Source organism: Betaproteobacteria bacterium (assembly GCA_016720925.1).
Classification (GTDB): domain Bacteria; phylum Pseudomonadota; class Gammaproteobacteria; order Burkholderiales; family Usitatibacteraceae; genus UKL13-2.
The window spans coordinates 380,554-395,808 of record JADKJR010000005.1; the positions used below are offsets into that span (position 1 = coordinate 380,554).

Consider the following 15,255-nt stretch of genomic DNA (forward strand, 5'->3'; position numbering starts at 1 on the left):
ACGCCGACACATACAAGGCAAAGCGTCACTCCCGATGTCCCGGACCCTTGCCGATGGGTTTTGATGTGAAGTGCATGTCCTTGGGCAATGGACGTATTACTTAAGCAACCTTTCGTAATAGCTGGATCGAATGCGCCATTCTCCTTCTAGACGGACGTACTCGTCCTCATAGAGCGCCGTCCCTTCACAAACCTTCTGCACTTCCAGGTTGTAGAAAATATCCTGCAGATACCACAGGCCGGTCGCCGTATGACCATTGACCGTGATCTCCGGCAGGTGGCCGTGATGCATGCCGAACTTGGTTTCGGTAAAGCCAAGGCGGAAAAATTCCTCCAGTTCCGCCTGCCAACCTTCGCGACGGATGTCGTATGTCGGACTGCGATAATGTATCCAGGCATCCGGCGTGAAGACCTGCTCCAGCGTCTTCAGGTCACAGGTATCAATGGAGCGGAAGTAGCGGGCTTTAAGCTGCTTGATCAGTTCTATGGATTCGAGGTCGATCACTTCAGATTCTCCGGTGGGGACATGGCACCGACTGCGACGGGCGCAAAGGCCTACTTACGCAGATTCTCGGCGGTCATGACCGCATTGTTGCAGGTGAAGGCGAGACTGGGATAGTCCAATCGGATGATGAAATTGATAGCTATCTTCTCTAAGGTCTTCCCTTGATCATCGCGGTGGCCCGGTTGTATCGGAAAACTAATACCGGAATCCGTTCATATGGGAGGCACAGCATGAGATTCGCAAATAAGGTCGCTGTCATCACCGGTGCCGGGCAAGGGATGGGACGCGCCATCGCGCAGCGCCTGGCACGCGAAGGCGCCAAGATCGTGGCTGTCGACGTCAAGGAGGCCGGTGTGCGCGAGACGCTGGATCTGATCGGAGCCGACGTCGGCATCGCCCGCATCTGCAACATCGCCGACAGCGCTGCGGTGCAGGCACTGTTCGCCGAAGTCGATGAAAGGTACGGTCGCCTCGACGTTCTAGTCAACAATGCCGGCATCGGCAGCGCAAGGAAGGACGGCTATGACAAGCAGGTCGCGCGGATTGCCGAGCGCAACGCGCAGATCGCGCGCGGCGAGACGCCGACGGTGTTTCCCGATATCACCATCGACATGCAGGACGAGGGCTGGCACGGTGTCCTCAATGTCAACCTGCACGGTAGTTTCTACTGCATACGCGAGGCCCTGCGCGTAATGACCAGGCATTCGATCAAGGGCTCGATCGCCAATATTTCGAGCACCTCTGCGATGTCGGGAGAAGGCGCGCCGCACTACGCCGCTTCCAAGGCTGCCTTGATCGGTCTCGTGCGCAGCCTTGCGCGCGAGTTGGGTCCTCGCGGCATCCGCGTCAATAATGTAATGCCCGGGCCGGTCAACACGCCGATTATGGGCAATGTGCCGCAAAGCTGGAAGGACTCAATGATCGCGGCGATTCCATTGGGGCGAATTGCCGAGCCGGACGACATTGCCAACGTCGTCGCCTTCGTCGCCTCGGACGAGGCCGCGATGATCACTGGCGCCGACATCGTCGCCAATGGCGGCTCTTACTTCAAATAGGTAGACCCAAAATGAACGACGTTACGCACGGCCATGACGGCTCAGCCGCATCCGCCGCCTTGTCGCCAAGGAAAGGACTCTTGGTCCTCTTTGGCTTGGTAGTGGTGATAGGCGCGTTTCTGTGGATCACGCACCTACTCGGCATCACCGAGGTCTGGGTGGCATTCCTGTTCCTGCTCTATTGGGCGGGCTTGAACCACGCCCAGATGGGAATGCTACCTAAGGCAATCGTCGGAGCGGTCGTAGGCCTATTGATCGCCTATTCGCTCCAGCAACTACCCTTGAGACTTGGCAACGCGGGGCTTGCCGTATTTCTCGCCATCATTTTGGTACTCGTCTATTTTCAGATTGTGGGTTGGCTGACACTTGCGGTGAATATGTCGACGATGCTCTTTCTGACCGTCGCCACGATTCCCCCATACAGGCCGCCTTCGACTTTCCGGCCTTTTGATGGGGCTGGGTGCCGGTATTCTCTATTTCGTGGGCCTAGTGTGGCTTGCCGCGCTGTTGCATAAAAGAAAGCCGGCGCGCAATTAGTCAACAAGGAGAAGAACCGTGGGGCAATCTAAACATTACCAAGACGCCGTAGCACTGAATACGTTGGTCTCAGAAAGCTTCGGCCCGTGGAGCAACAACGTCAAGGTTACCCAGGAAATGATCAACCATTTCGCCGAACTCTCCGGTGACCACACCTGGCTGCATGTAGATGTGGAGCGCTGTAGGAAGGAGAGCCCCTTCAAAACAACCATCGCCCACGGCTTTCTGTTGCTGTCGATGCTCTCACGCTTCAATTCCCTGCCCGACGTAACAACACTAGTGACTGGCTACAGGCACATGATGAACTATGGCTCAGACAGGTTGCGCTTCCTAGGCGCCGTCCCGGTCGATAGCGAGATTCACGCCCGCAGCCGCATCAAAGAAATCGAAGTCAGCACCAAGAAGACCAAGATGGTGGCAGAGACCCACCTGCACATTGTCGGCCAGGAGTCGGCAGCGCTGGTGTACGAAATGATGTTTGTCTATCTCTAGCATCGAAGCTGTGCCGCCTCAGGACCGGCGCACGTTATCCTTGAGCATCGTCAGGAACTTGTCTGTAAATGGCGGGTTCATGCCCAATACATTTCGCGGGTCCCACCAGCCGGCGCGATACACGCTACGCGCATGGCTGAACTCGGCAAAGCCTTCCGGTCCATTGTAGTGTCCCATGCCTGAGGCGCCCACACCGCCGAAGGGTGCATCATTTATCGCGACGTGGAGCATCACGTCGTTGACCGTAACGCCTCCTGATAGCGTGTGCCCAAGCACATATTCCCGCTCGGTCGCGTCGTCGCCAAAATAATAAAGCGCCAGCGGTCGCTCGCTGCTGTTAACGCCGGCGACGACGTCTTCGATACTGTCGTAGCCGACCACGGCCATCGCCGGGCCAAAAATCTCTTCGCGCGCAATACCGCTGTTGGCCGGCGGATCGATCACCAGCCGCATCGGCCGGCGGCGGTCGGCGGCGCCATCATCGGCAGTGCCCGCCGCCTCCACACGGGCACCTGCGGCACGCGCCTCTTCGATCTTAGCTTCAACGCGTTGCATATGCCGATCGTTCGCTACGCAGGTCACGTCCGGGTTGCCGCTGATGCGGGGAAACATTGAAGTCCAGCGCCGCTTGAATTCAGCCACAAACGCATCTACCCTCTCACGCGGGACGTATATGGTGTCTGGCGTCACACAGATTTGCCCGTTGTTCTGCGCTTTGCCCACAGCAATCCGCTCGACCGCACGCGACAGGTCGGCGCTGCGACCAATGATGGCAGGCGAGTTGCCGCCAAGCTCGAGGGTCAGCGGCACCAAGTGCGCCGCAGCCTCGCGCATTACGCTGCGCGCGATTGCGGCGCTACCGGTGAAGACCAAGTGATCAAAGGGCAGGCGCGTGAATGCCTGGGCGACGCCGACTCCACCCGTGACCACCGATAGTTCGAGTGGATCGAAATACTGTGCAACCGCATCGGCAAGCCATTCGGATGTCCGCGGCGACAGGTCGGAGGGTTTGACCATGGCGCGGTTGCCGGCGGCGAAGACGCTTGCCAGCGGTGCAAAGATCATGAACAACGGTCCGTTCCAGGTGCCCGCTACCCCGACCACACCCTTTGGCTGGTAACGCACTTCGGCGCGGGCGCCGAACAGGTTGAAGGGAAACACGCCACGCCGCCGCTGCGGCCGCATCCAGGCATCGACGTGCTTTTGCGCGTACTTGAGCGTCGTGATCGGCGCCTGCACGTCAAGCATGATCGTGGCCGCCGGATGGCGTCCGCCGAAATCCGCCGAAATCAATTCGCAGATCGTGTCGCAATTCGTCTTCAGTAGCTCGACGCTGCGGCGCAGGCGGTCACGGCGAGTTGCCGCAGCTACCGGGCCCTCGGCAATGAAGGCGCTGCGCTGCCGCAGCAGATGCGCCAGCATTTCCGTTTCCGTCGGTGATTCCGCCAGGGCGCGTTCGGGCATTTGCTGAACTACATCGATTACTGTGGAGGTACGCCGTAACCGTCCAGCACCGGCCGGTGCTTATCGTCGAAGTACTGCGACAGAGTGGCGTGCATGTCAGCGATGTCCCATTTGCCGCCCTTCGGGTTGTCATAGGAAACGTCCAGCCGTGGCCGTTGCACGATGGTGACACGGCCACCCCAGACCACGAACAATTCGCCGGAAATATGGCCGGCTTCCGGAGGCGAGATAGCCGACCAGCGGGGCGACGTTGGCCGGATCGAAGACGTCGAACCCTTCCGGCGGCTTGGCGAACATCGCCGCATGCGGCATGTTCTCGGTCATGGCGGTACGCCCGCGCGGCAGGATCACGTTGCAGGTGACACCCATCTTGAGCATCAGGGCGGCAACTCCGAGACTTAGCGCCGCGATGCCCGCCTTGGCCGGTGCGTAGTTGGGCTGGCCCGGCGACGCGTAGAGCATGGCCTCCGAGGAGGTGCTGACCAGGCGGCCATAAACCGGACCGGACTTTGCCTTCTCGCGCCAGTACTTGGCGGCATTGCGCATATTGACGAAATGCCCGCGCAGGTGAACGCGCACCACGGAATCGAACTCGTCGTCGCTCATGCCGTAGATGGTCTTGTCGCGCGTATAGCCGGCGTTATTGACCATGATGTTCACGTCGCCGAAGGTATCCAGCGCCGTCTTGAAGAGATTGCCGGCGGCCGCGGTGTCGGCACAGTCGCCGAGCACGGCGATCGCCTCGCCACCCAGCGCCTTGATGTCGGCGACGGTCTGCTGGGCCGCTTCGGCGGCCTTGGGCAGGTCGATGTCATTGATCACGATGCGTGCGCCCTGCCGCGCCAATTGCAGCGCCTCCTCGCGCCCCAGTCCCTGCCCTGCGCCGGTAATGATCGCGACCTTGCCTGTCAGATTGCCCATGCTGTTCTCTCCTTGTGTCAAATGCGTTCGATGATGGTTCCGGTGCCGACGTTGGCGCCGCAGCACATGGTGATCAATGCCGTCGTCTTGTCCAGCCGTTCCAACTCATGAAGCGCGGTACAAATCAGGCGCGCGCCGGTGGAACCGACCGGATGGCCCATCGCCATGGCGCCGCCATTGACGTTCACCTTGCTCATGTCGGCGTCGTACACCTGGGCCCAGGAGAGCACCACGGCAGCAAATGCCTCGTTGATCTCAACCAGGTCGATGTCGCTCAGCTTCATGCCACTGCGCTTGAACAGGCGTGCGGTGGCGTCGATCGGACCATCGAGGCCATAGTGGGGGTCGGCACCGACGACGCAGTCGGTGATGATGCGGGCGCGCGGCTTCAGGCCGCGTTTCTTGGCCTCGGCGGCACTCATCCAGAGTACGGCTGCGGCACCGTCGGAAACCTGCGAACTGCTGCCTGCGGTGGTCACCCCCCCAGGAATCATGGGCTTCAGCGCCGCGAGGCCCTCCATGGTGGTATCGCGCAAGCCCTGGTCGCGTGTCACAAGGCGGGTAGCGCCGGTGGGCTTGCCATCCTCGCCTAGCACCGGTGCCTCGATGGGGACCACCTCACGGTCGAAGCGTCCCTCGGCCCAGGCCACCTTGGCCCGGCGCTGCGATTCACAGGCCAGGGCATCGGCCATCTCGCGTGTCAGGCCGCGGTTCTTGGCAATACGCTCGGCCATCTCGAATTGGGTCTGGGCGGTATCCCAGGGCCAGTCTTGCGGTATGAAGTAGCCGGGGCCATTGATGACGTTGGAACCCAGCGGTACGTGGCTCATCATCTCGACGCCGCAGGCGATGCCGACATCCAGCGATCCGGCGCCGACGAGGGCCGAGATCATATGGTTGCAGGCCTGGGCGGAGCCGCACTGGGCGTCGACGGTATAGCCGCCGGTGCTGTAGTTCTTGCCCATCGACAGCCAAGCCTGGCGCGTAATGTTGTTGGACTGCTCGCCGGCCTGCGTGACGCAACCGCCGGCAACCAGGTCGACGTCGGCATAGTCGATGCCGGTGCGGCGTACCAGTTCCTCGAAGGTTGCCGACAGCAGCTTGGTCACGTGCAGGCCGGAAAGTTCGCCGACGATGGGTTTGCCGCGGGCAATGGGCGTCCTGCACGCTTCTACGATGACTGCTTCTGCCATGTCTTGCTCCTGTTTATCATGAATGAATGGGGTGCGCTCAGAAGCCCAGCAGGCTTGCGTAACGATCCCGGTGGAAGGACGCGTCGCCGAGCAGTTGCTGCTGCACGCGGGCGCGCTTGAGATAGAGGCCGACATCGAGTTCGTCGGTCATGCCTATGCCCCCATGCATCTGCACGGCCTCGTTGCTGACAAGTTCCAAGGTCTCGCTGACCTTGGCCTTGGCCAAACTGGCCAGAACGGGGAGCTGCGGGGAGTTATCGTCTATCGCCGCCAAGGCCGCCAACACCGTACTTCGGCTCATCTCAAGCGCCACGTGCATCTGCGCCGCGCGGTGCTGCAAGGCCTGGAAGGAACCTATCGGCACGTCGAACTGGATGCGTTCCTTGAGATAGGCCACCGTGGTGTCGAACAGCCAGCCGGCGGCACCCAGCATCTCTGCGCTGAGGCAGACGCGAGCGCGGTCGAGCACTGCATCGAGCAGTTCCCCACCCTGCCCGACCTGCCCGAGCAGCGCGCCTGCTGGAACACGGACCTTTTCGAAACTGATTGCCGCCATGTTGCGGCTGTCGACGAGATTGCGTTTCAGTTTCGTTACCCCGGCCGCCCCGGCATCGACCAGGAACAGGCTCAGGCCCTCGGCAAATCCGGGACTACCCCCGCTGCGCGCGACGACTACCAGTTGATCGGCAATGCCGCCGTCGACCACGAACGACTTGGTGCCGTCGAGGACGAAGCCGTCGCCACTCGCCACTGCCCGCATCGCCACGCCGCGCGGGTCATGCCGCGACTTCTCGTCTAGGGCCAGCGCGAACAAGGTCTCGCCGGCGATGACCCCCGGCAGCTTCTGCGCTTTTTGCGCCTCGCTTCCGCCAAGCATCACGACGCTGCCGCCAAGCGCGACCGTCCCGAACAGCGGAGTGGCGGCGAGACAGCGGCCGGCCTGCTCGAATACCGCGCCCAGTCCCTTGTAGCCGAAATCGAGGCCACCGTGGGCTTCGGGAAAAACGATCGCGCTCCAGCCCAGATCAACCATCCGGCGCCAGACTTCGGGCTCGTAGCCGAGATCATCCTTGCTGTCGCGCAGCCTGCGCAACGCGGCCGGGGGCGTGTACTGCGCGAAAAAATCGCGCGCCGTATCGGCCAGAAGTTGCTGTTCGGAATCAAATAACATTGCCACGTTGATCTTCCCTATTCCGGCAAGCCGAGGACGCGCTTGGCGATGATGTTGAGCTGGATCTCCGAACTGCCGCCGGCGATGGACAGCGACTTGGCATTCAGCCATTGCCGGGTGACCTCGAGTTCCTCAGGGCTGAAGCCGTCACTCTCCCATCCCAGGCCCTGCAGGCCAAGTGCTGCCACCATGGTCTCAGCGCTGCGCTTCTCGGTCTCGGCCATCTGGTATTTCATGGTCGCCACTACCTTGAACACATCTTGGTGCGCTTTCGCCATTTCGACGATGCGCTGCTGTGTGAGACGTTGCGCCTGCGCCTCCATTTCCAGACCCGCCACCTTGTCGCGCAGGACGGCATTGCCAATGCGGCCCGTCGAGTCGGCACAGACGCGTCGCACCACGCCCACGAGGTCGGGACCGGGCATATTGAGTTCGGCAAATTTGGACATTGCAGTGCGCTCATGCTGCAACAGGCGCTTGGCCACGCCCCAGCCGCCGTGGAGGGGCCCGACCAGGTTTTTCGCCGCTACCCTGACATTGTCGAAGAACACCTGGCAGAAGTGCGACTTGCCGCTAAGCAGGTCGATCGGCCTCACGTCTATGCCCGGAGACTTCATGTCTATCAGCAGCATGCTGATGCCTTGCTGCTTAGGTACTTGGTTGTCGGTACGCACCAGGGCGTACATGTAGTCGGCATGATGGGCGTGCGAGGTCCAAATCTTCGAGCCGTTCACGACGAAATCGGTGCCGTCCTGCACCGCACTCGTCTTCAGCGAAGCCAGATCAGAGCCTGCATTGGGCTCGCTGAAACCCTGACACCAGCCGATCATGCCGCGCGCCGTGGCCGGCAGGAAAGCCTGCTTCTGCTCGTCGCTGCCGAACTCGATCAGTACTGGTCCAATCATCCAAATGCCGAGGTTGATCTGCGGCGGCCGGCAGCGCAACCGCGACATCTCGGTCTCCAGCACTCGTACATGTGCCGCATCAAGGCCGCCGCCGCCGTAGGCTACCGGCCAGCCCGGCGCAAACCAGCCCTTCTCGCGCATGCGCTCATACCAGAGCCTCTGATCCTCGCTCTGGAACTCGACGTGGCTGCCCGACATCACCAGTTCGCCCTCGCCGGGCGGCGTGCGCATCGAGAATGGGCAATTGGCTTCAAGCCAGGCGCTCACCTCGGTACGAAAGGTCTGTAGTTCGTCCAAACTCTGCTCCTTGGTCAAGCCGGTGAGGCGCCGGCAGCATTCTCAGGCGGCGATCCGAAATTCATAACTGCCCTCGGCTGTCAAACGGCGCGAGATGCGACCCTGCTCGAGCAGGTAGGCCAGATGGGCCAGGGTCTCGCTGACCGCCAGGATGTCGTCGAGCGCGCTGCGCCGGTCGGTGAATAGTCGCTGCGACAGTCCGTAGATGCTGTCGGGCAACTCCCTGCATAGTTCCAGCACGCGATCGAGCACGCCGAGATGGTGCTGCTTCAACTCCAGCGCTCTTCTGCCGAGCCCGTAGAAAGGCAGTTCGTGAGCCGGCAATACCAGCGTATCGTCCGGCAACTTGCCGATGCGTTCCAGAGAGATGAACCAGTCCTTGAGCGGATTGGCCGCAGGTTCGAAGGGCAGCACGCCGACGTTGGGACTGATGCGGGCCAGCAACTGATCCCCGCTGAGCAGGACTCCCAGTTCGGCGCAGTGCAGTGCGCAGTGCTCGGGCGAGTGGCCTTCGCCACCGCGCACCCGCCATTCCCGCCCGTCCACGACAAGGCTGTCGCCGTCCCGCAAGCGCTGGTAGGCGCGGGCCAGCGGCGATTCGGAATGGAACTTCTGCATCGCCTGCGCCAACTTCGCCAGCCTTTCCTGGCTCATTCCGACGCGGTAGAAGTATTCCTTGTACTCCCAGGAGTCTAGCGAGGATTTCTCGCCGAACAGACGCATGGCAAAGTATTCGGCGCGGCTCATGTAGAGCGGTACGCGCAGCTTTTCCGTCAACCAACCGGCGAGCCCGCAGTGATCGCCGTGGTGATGTGTGCTGATGATGCCCGTGACCGGACCGTCGAGAGCGGGCAGTATGCGGTCCCAGAGCGCACGCGTCTCCCTGGTGTCGAAGCCGGTGTCGATCATGCGCCAGCCCGCCCCGTCGCGCACCAGGTAGAGGTTGATGTGATCCAGCGCCATCGGCAACGGCATGCGCAGCCACTTGATGCTGCCGGGCACCACATCGACCAGGCTGCCGTCGCAGGCAGGCGCCTGGAAAGGAAAAGAGAGCGGCTGCAGGCCGTCGGCTTCGCCGCTCGCCGCAACTCTCGCCTGCAACGCCCGCTGCTTGCCCATCCCCGCCCTAGCGTCCGGCCCGCGGCATGCCAAGCCCGAATTGGGCGGCCATGTCGCGCAGCAGTTCGTTGACCCCGCCACCAAAAGTATTGATCAGCGCCGCGCGGTACTCTTCTTCAAGTTTGCCCGCCAGCACGGCGGAAGCGCTACCATGGCGATATAGCCCGCCCACGCCGGCCACTTCCATAAGCTTGCGCAGTACGGAGATGGGTGTTTCGGTGCCGAAGACTTTCGCTGCTGAAGCCAGGCCCACATCCATCCTGCCTATGGTGAGGTCGGCAGCCATGCGGTAATTGAGCAGGCGCATGGCCTCCAACTGGCGATAGCAGTCAGCCAGGGCGCTGGCCACCCAGGGCTTGTCGATGGGCCGCATGCACGACTCGTCGGCGCTGCGCGCCCAGTTGAGGGTTTCCATGAAGCAGCCGCGTGCCAGCACGCCGATGGCGCCCAGGCCGATGCGCTCATGGTTCAACTGCGACGTGATCAGCTTCCAGCCGCCGTTCAGTTGCCCCACCAGCATGTCGGCCGGCACGCGCACGTTGTCGTAGTACGACGCAAAAGTCTGGTGTCCGACTGTGTAGATCGGCGTCCAGGAGACACCCGCCGACCCGGTATCGACGATGAGGATGGATACGCCCTTGTGCCGTGCCAGCTTGGGATCGGTGCGGCAGGCCAGCCAGACGTAGTCGGCAGCGTCGATGTCCGAAGTGAATACTTTCTGGCCATTGACCTGAAAGGCGTCGCCATCCAGTGCCGCAGCAGTCTTCAAGGTGGCGAGATCGGTGCCGGCCGACGGTTCCGTATAGCCGATAGCAAAATGGATTTCGCCGGCGGCCATGCCGGGAAGAAACTTCTTCTTGTGCGCTTCGGAGCCATGTGTCATCAGCGCCGGTCCCACGGTGTTGATGGTCACGAAGGGCAGTATGGCACCTGCGAGAAAGGCTTCCTCGAAGAAGATCAACTGCTCCAGGGGCGTGTAACCCTTGCCTCCATATTCCTTGGGCCAGCCCACGGTCAGCCAGCCGTCCGCGCCCATGCGGCGGATCAGCCCCTTGTAGGCAGCCAGCCTGTCCTTGTTGCCAAAGTCATGCCTCAGCGCCAGGTATTCGGAAGTGACGATGCTGATGAAATAGGCCCTGATTTCCTGCTTCAGCGCGCGTTGTTCAGGTGTCAGATCAACATGCATGTCAGAGCTCCACTTCCGCAGCATTCAGCCAGAGACCCAGCGCGTCCAGGTTGGAGGACACGCCGCCGCAGGTGATTTCGATCGCCCGGCTCCACAGCGTATAGCGATGGATGGGGTAACTGGTGTCGGCGCCCATGCCGCCGTGCATATGTTGCGCTGCATGGGAGACGCGATGCCCGGTATCGCAGGCCCAGGCCCTTACCGAGGCCGCAGCGCCTGCCGACTCGAGGCCGGCATCGAGCCGCCAGGCCAGTTGCCAGAGCGACGAACGCAGGGCCTCGACGTCGATCAGGCAGTCGGCCGCCTTCTGCGAAATGGCCTGAAAGGTGGCGATGGGATGATCGAACTGGATACGTTCGCTGGTATAGGCGACCGCCCGTTTCAAGGCTTCCCCCGCAACACCGAGCTGAAGCGCACCGAGGCAGGCAGCGGCGCGCGGCGCTAGCCATTCCAGCGCGTCGTCGGCGAGCACCGCCTCGGCGGGCAATGATAATTCGTCGAACTCCAGATCGGCCGCGGGTTCGTGGTGGGTCATCACGCCGCCGATTTTCTTTATGCCCTGCAGCGCCAAGTCGACGACGAACACGCGAACACCATCCGCTGTCTTCGCGGGCAATAGCGCCACGCTTGATTCAAGCGCCAGGGGTACCGCCGGGCAGCGGCCAAGTAAAGACCACTTCCCTCCGGCCTTCTCAGCATGCAAGGAAAGGCCCCGACTGGACAAGAGCCCTTCCAAGCTAAGAGTACCCAGCTTCTCTCCTGAAACAAGTTCTTGCAGCAAGCGCCCTTTGGCAGTATCGCTGCTGAAGCGGGCAAGCGTCGCTGCCGCCAATTGGCTGTTCCAAAGCGGTGCCGGGGCCAGATAGCGGCCTTGGCATTCGAGCACGGCAATTACCTCGATCATCCCCAGACCGCTCCCGCCGTGCTCCTCCGGAAGCATCAGGCCGAGCAGACCCGTCTCGGCGAGCTTGCTCCAAAGGGTCCGATCATATGGCTCGGTTCCTGACCAGAAGCGAAGAATCTGGTCGTCGGCGCAGTGATCCACAAACAAGGCTGCCGCTAGATCAACAATTGCCCGCTGGTCCTCGTTCATAAGAAAATTCATCGTCGCGTCTTTTCAATGGTTGCTTCAATGTTCTTGTGGCAAGAGAGCCGTAGGCTGATCATAGGTCCTGCCAACTTGGGCTTGCAGCGGAAAATGCTCATAATGGGTAGTTCGCATTGTTCCGGATCTCAGATGCCATCCAAGTCGATCAACCCCATCGCACCATCCCTCAGCATCAGCGATTTCATCAGCGAGACGACCGACAAGCGCCTACTGCTCGGAACATTAATCAACCGCTTCACGACGGGCTATTTGCGCCGCGCCTACCAGGTATTCGATGGTGACCTGGCGATGGCGCTGGTCTTCGGTGAAATCGCGCAATACAACATCTCGCGCGCCTTGCGCACGCTGATAGCCGAAAGCAAGAAAAAACCTCAGAACTGGAAGCAACTGGTCAAGGCCTTCGAACTTGAGAAAGTTGCCCCCTGCAACGCGCTTTCGATCAGCGAAGCCACCGGTATCCCGCGCGAAACCGTCAGGCGTAAGGTGAGAGAACTGGAGGCGCGCAACTGGCTGGTGCGGGAAGGCACGAACCGCCTCAGCGTGTCTCCTGACGTGTCCGGCCAACTGGAATCCTTCTCTCTGGAGATCTTGCAGGAGTTCATTGCCACGATGCACCTCGTCAGCAATCTTCCAGAACCGATGGCACGGCAGTTTGCCTCGCTCAAGAACAGTCACGGCCGAGCCTGATAGTTCCACCTAAACCATCCGGCCCAGAATCGCTCCACCTGTCGGCACGCCCACACCTGAGGTGACCAAAGCGTTATTGATGGCCTTCTTCGGCTGGTTGACGGACGTGCCGCGCACCAGGCGCACCGCCTCCATGATGCCGTTGACACCATGAATGTAGGCCTCGGACAACTGGCCTCCATGAGTGTTGGTAGGCAGGCGACCGCCCGGCCGAAGATTGCCGGCCTTTACGAAGGCCTCAGCTTCACCATACTCGCAGAAACCCCATGATTCGAGTTGCCAGAGCACGATGGAGGAGAATGCATCGTAAATCACCGCGGCATCAATATCGTCCGGCCGCAGCCCGCACTGCGCATAGACTTCCCTGGCGGCGATGTCCATTTCGGGGATGCGAGCAATCTCCGGCCTGTAGAAGGACGTCATCTCCTCCTGATCCTTCGCCAGGCAGGATGCAACACCGCGGATCAGTACGCCTGGCTGCTTGAGATCGCGTGCCCGCGCCGGTGTCGTCACCACCACGGCGCAACCGCCGTCACTTTCCTGACAGCAGTCAAAAAGCTTCAGGGGATCACAGATCTTCTTCGCCGAATCGTACTCGGCACGGTCGAAGGAACGCTGATAAAAGAATGCCGCCGGGTTGTTTACCGCATACTGCCGCGTTGCGTGAGCCACCTCGAACAGGGCGTCCTGGGTGCAGCCTGTGATGTGCATGTAACGCTTGGTGAACATCGCCACCCAGGAAGCAGGAGTCAGCAGGCCGAAGGGCATGTACCAGCCGTAATGTATGGCGCTGCCGGTGATTAGGTTGCCTGACACGCCGTCGGAGTAACGCTGACCGGAACGCCCGTTGAGGGCGCGGTAGCAAACCACCACCTCGGCGACACCGGTGGCCACCGCCATCGCGGCCTGCATCAGAGTGCCGGTAGCCGCACCACCGCCATAGGGGACACGCGAATAGAACTTGAGATTCTCGCAACCGATGGCGCGAGCGACATCGACTTCCTCGTTCTGGTCAATCGTGAACGTCACCATGCCGTCGACATCGGATGGCTTGAGACCGCAGTCGTCAAGCGCCTTTTTCACGGCCTCGGCGGCCAGGGCCAATTCCGAGCGCCCGGAGTCCTTGGAAAACTCTGTGGCGCCTATGCCGACGATCGCGGCCTTGTCTGAAATCTTCGCAACCATCGCTCAAGCCTCCTTGGGCAGGGCAACGCGCACACTGCCTGACATATGCGTGCCCCAGACATTGTTGTCGCCGCTGACGGCAATATCCACCGTGCCGGCGGCATCATCTTTTGACTTCACCTCGCCGCAGATGGTCATTACGAAGCCGGGCAGGTTGGGCGCGCCAAGCTTGACGTCGATGGCCTTCAGAGTGCACTCGGGGCCGGCCCAGTCGGTCACGTAACGCCCCATCAGTCCGTTGCTGGTCAGGATGTTCATGAAGACATCGGGCAAACCAACCGCCTGCGCAGCTTTCTTGTCGTGATGCACTGGCGTGAAATCGCGCGACACGATGGCGCCGCCTATGATCAGGCCTGCAGTGAGGGAAATCGCCAGCGGCGGCAATTTCTCGCCGACGGCGACGCTGGCGAAGCGGCGTGTAGTTTTGTTCATGGTCTCGTCTCGCTATGCTGTTAATGGGCTCAGGCCGGGTAGAAGTTCGGCAGCACCGTCTTGTCGTCGACACGTTCCACCTTGCCCTTCACCTTCATGCCAATAAAAACCTTGTCCGCATCGCACCCGACAATATTAGCTACCAGGCGCGTGCCTTCGCTCAGCTCAATGAGCCCGCATACGAGGGGATAGGGATAACCGGGGAATCTCGGATAATTGAGTTCCGTGAAGCTGAAAACTTCTCCTTCCAGCCGAGACTCGATCGAGTCCCATTGCGTCGAATTGCAAATGCCGCACATCGGGCGCGGAGGATGACGCAACGTACCGCACTGTGTGCAGCGCTGAATAAGTAGCTTGCCCTCGTCGACGCCTTCCCACCACCATGCACTGTCGTGTCCTCGCGGCGCCTGGATGCGCGCCGGCGCCTTCGGAGCGGCGTCGTCAAGCGTGCCCGCCTTGGCTTCCGCCGTGGCAGCATTGGGCTGGAATTTCAGCACGCGAAACACCTGGCGACCGATCTCCTCACCGTTCTGGTCGGTAAACCGGGCAACGGTCTCGATGAAATAGCCGACGCCTCGCGCGGTGTTCTTGCGATCCGAGATATTGTCGATGACCGTGTGCGACGTGATCTGGTCGCCAGGACGCAAATCACGGTAGTACTCGGTCCTGGTATTGGTGCCAAGGACACCGACGAAACCGTGCACATCAAAGATTAAGTGCAGTTCGCGCTGCACGTCGATCTCCGGAGTCTGGCACATGGAATAGCCCTCCATGGTCCAAGTCAGCAGCATGGTCGGCGGCGCAATGATGCCGCGCTTGCTCGACGCCGCGGCATAGGCCTCATCCGTATAAACGGGATTCTCATCACCCATCACTTCGGCCCAGTGCCGGATCATGGCCTTGTTGACGTCGTCCTTGCCTCTCTTGGGCTCGCTGACCTCGCGCCCGACATAGGCGTGCACTTTCGCCTCGAAGGCGATTATCTCATCAGGTGTCATC

General features: G+C 61.1%; 14 protein-coding genes and 2 pseudogenes. 4 read left to right on the top strand and 12 right to left on the bottom strand.

The features are described 5' to 3' along the window. Positions 1 to 25: 25 nt before the first annotated feature. Positions 26 to 504, bottom strand: a pseudogene (locus IPP88_09875) (nuclear transport factor 2 family protein). 230 nt (positions 505 to 734) lie between these two features. Here IPP88_09875 and IPP88_09880 point away from each other — a divergent pair. The 3 genes from IPP88_09880 to IPP88_09890 all read left to right on the top strand — a co-directional run bounded on the left by IPP88_09880 (position 735) and on the right by IPP88_09890 (position 2,588). After that, on the top strand, positions 735 to 1,559 hold the full coding sequence (locus IPP88_09880; GenBank protein MBL0123009.1) for an SDR family oxidoreductase: 825 nt from the start codon (positions 735 to 737) through the stop codon (positions 1,557 to 1,559). Positions 1,560 to 1,570: 11 nt separating this feature from the next. Beyond that, on the top strand, positions 1,571 to 2,074 hold the full coding sequence (locus IPP88_09885) for a hypothetical protein (protein MBL0123010.1): 504 nt from the start codon (positions 1,571 to 1,573) through the stop codon (positions 2,072 to 2,074). Positions 2,075 to 2,213: 139 nt separating this feature from the next. After that, entirely contained in the window at positions 2,214 to 2,588 is a 375-nt protein-coding gene (locus IPP88_09890; GenBank protein MBL0123011.1) for a MaoC family dehydratase, read from the top strand. Positions 2,589 to 2,606: 18 nt separating this feature from the next. On the opposite strand, the gene IPP88_09895 is transcribed toward IPP88_09890, so the two are convergent. The 8 genes and pseudogenes from IPP88_09895 to IPP88_09930 form a co-directional block, all read right to left on the bottom strand. Next, positions 2,607 to 4,052: a coniferyl aldehyde dehydrogenase gene (locus IPP88_09895; protein MBL0123012.1), complete on the bottom strand. Its 1,446-nt coding sequence runs from the start codon at positions 4,050 to 4,052 to the stop codon at positions 2,607 to 2,609. A 17-nt stretch (positions 4,053 to 4,069) separates the two neighbouring features. Further along, positions 4,070 to 4,973 (bottom strand): annotated as a pseudogene (locus IPP88_09900) (SDR family NAD(P)-dependent oxidoreductase). Between the two features lie 17 nt (positions 4,974 to 4,990). Beyond that, on the bottom strand, positions 4,991 to 6,166 hold the full coding sequence (locus tag IPP88_09905) for a steroid 3-ketoacyl-CoA thiolase (GenBank protein MBL0123013.1): 1,176 nt from the start codon (positions 6,164 to 6,166) through the stop codon (positions 4,991 to 4,993). A 37-nt stretch (positions 6,167 to 6,203) separates the two neighbouring features. Further along, positions 6,204 to 7,343 (bottom strand): acyl-CoA dehydrogenase, encoded by a 1,140-nt coding sequence (locus IPP88_09910; GenBank protein ID MBL0123014.1) that lies wholly within the window; start codon positions 7,341 to 7,343, stop codon positions 6,204 to 6,206. A gap of 11 nt (positions 7,344 to 7,354) precedes the next feature. Next, positions 7,355 to 8,539, bottom strand: a complete 1,185-nt coding sequence (locus IPP88_09915; protein ID MBL0123015.1) for an acyl-CoA dehydrogenase family protein — start codon at positions 8,537 to 8,539, stop codon at positions 7,355 to 7,357. Between the two features lie 42 nt (positions 8,540 to 8,581). Beyond that, positions 8,582 to 9,658, bottom strand: a complete 1,077-nt coding sequence (locus IPP88_09920) for an MBL fold metallo-hydrolase (GenBank protein MBL0123016.1) — start codon at positions 9,656 to 9,658, stop codon at positions 8,582 to 8,584. Between the two features lie 7 nt (positions 9,659 to 9,665). After that, positions 9,666 to 10,844, bottom strand: coding sequence for an acyl-CoA dehydrogenase family protein (locus IPP88_09925; protein ID MBL0123017.1), 1,179 nt, complete (start codon positions 10,842 to 10,844; stop codon positions 9,666 to 9,668). 1 nt (position 10,845) lies between these two features. Next, on the bottom strand, positions 10,846 to 11,949 hold the full coding sequence (locus IPP88_09930) for an acyl-CoA/acyl-ACP dehydrogenase (GenBank protein ID MBL0123018.1): 1,104 nt from the start codon (positions 11,947 to 11,949) through the stop codon (positions 10,846 to 10,848). 132 nt (positions 11,950 to 12,081) lie between these two features. Here IPP88_09930 and IPP88_09935 point away from each other — a divergent pair, with 132 nt between their 5' ends. After that, a complete protein-coding gene (locus IPP88_09935) occupies positions 12,082 to 12,639 on the top strand; it encodes a hypothetical protein (protein MBL0123019.1) in 558 nt (185 codons plus the stop codon). 9 nt (positions 12,640 to 12,648) lie between these two features. On the opposite strand, the gene IPP88_09940 is transcribed toward IPP88_09935, so the two are convergent. From IPP88_09940 to IPP88_09950, 3 genes are read right to left on the bottom strand one after another with little or no spacing between them, the layout of a single operon-like run. Continuing rightward, a complete protein-coding gene (locus tag IPP88_09940; GenBank protein MBL0123020.1) occupies positions 12,649 to 13,824 on the bottom strand; it encodes a lipid-transfer protein in 1,176 nt (391 codons plus the stop codon). 3 nt (positions 13,825 to 13,827) lie between these two features. After that, positions 13,828 to 14,256: an acyl dehydratase gene (locus IPP88_09945; protein MBL0123021.1), complete on the bottom strand. Its 429-nt coding sequence runs from the start codon at positions 14,254 to 14,256 to the stop codon at positions 13,828 to 13,830. A gap of 29 nt (positions 14,257 to 14,285) precedes the next feature. Beyond that, on the bottom strand, positions 14,286 to 15,254 hold the full coding sequence (locus IPP88_09950) for a MaoC family dehydratase N-terminal domain-containing protein (protein ID MBL0123022.1): 969 nt from the start codon (positions 15,252 to 15,254) through the stop codon (positions 14,286 to 14,288). Between the last annotated feature and the right edge of the window lies 1 nt (position 15,255).

What these genes read in the sequence shown, in the direction of transcription:
- IPP88_09905 (MBL0123013.1), bottom strand. Translation starts at nt 6,166, where the DNA reads ATGGCAGAAGCAGTCATCGTAGAAGCGTGCAGGACGCCCATTGCCCGC.
- IPP88_09930 (MBL0123018.1), bottom strand. Translation starts at nt 11,949, where the DNA reads ATGAATTTTCTTATGAACGAGGACCAGCGGGCAATTGTTGATCTAGCG.
- IPP88_09935 (MBL0123019.1), top strand. Translation starts at nt 12,082, where the DNA reads ATGCCATCCAAGTCGATCAACCCCATCGCACCATCCCTCAGCATCAGC.
- IPP88_09925 (MBL0123017.1), bottom strand. Translation starts at nt 10,844, where the DNA reads ATGCATGTTGATCTGACACCTGAACAACGCGCGCTGAAGCAGGAAATC.
- IPP88_09885 (MBL0123010.1), top strand. Translation starts at nt 1,571, where the DNA reads ATGAACGACGTTACGCACGGCCATGACGGCTCAGCCGCATCCGCCGCC.
- IPP88_09945 (MBL0123021.1), bottom strand. Translation starts at nt 14,256, where the DNA reads ATGAACAAAACTACACGCCGCTTCGCCAGCGTCGCCGTCGGCGAGAAA.
- IPP88_09940 (MBL0123020.1), bottom strand. Translation starts at nt 13,824, where the DNA reads ATGGTTGCGAAGATTTCAGACAAGGCCGCGATCGTCGGCATAGGCGCC.
- IPP88_09920 (MBL0123016.1), bottom strand. Translation starts at nt 9,658, where the DNA reads ATGGGCAAGCAGCGGGCGTTGCAGGCGAGAGTTGCGGCGAGCGGCGAA.
- IPP88_09950 (MBL0123022.1), bottom strand. Translation starts at nt 15,254, where the DNA reads ATGACACCTGATGAGATAATCGCCTTCGAGGCGAAAGTGCACGCCTAT.
- IPP88_09895 (MBL0123012.1), bottom strand. Translation starts at nt 4,052, where the DNA reads ATGCCCGAACGCGCCCTGGCGGAATCACCGACGGAAACGGAAATGCTG.
- IPP88_09890 (MBL0123011.1), top strand. Translation starts at nt 2,214, where the DNA reads ATGATCAACCATTTCGCCGAACTCTCCGGTGACCACACCTGGCTGCAT.
- IPP88_09880 (MBL0123009.1), top strand. Translation starts at nt 735, where the DNA reads ATGAGATTCGCAAATAAGGTCGCTGTCATCACCGGTGCCGGGCAAGGG.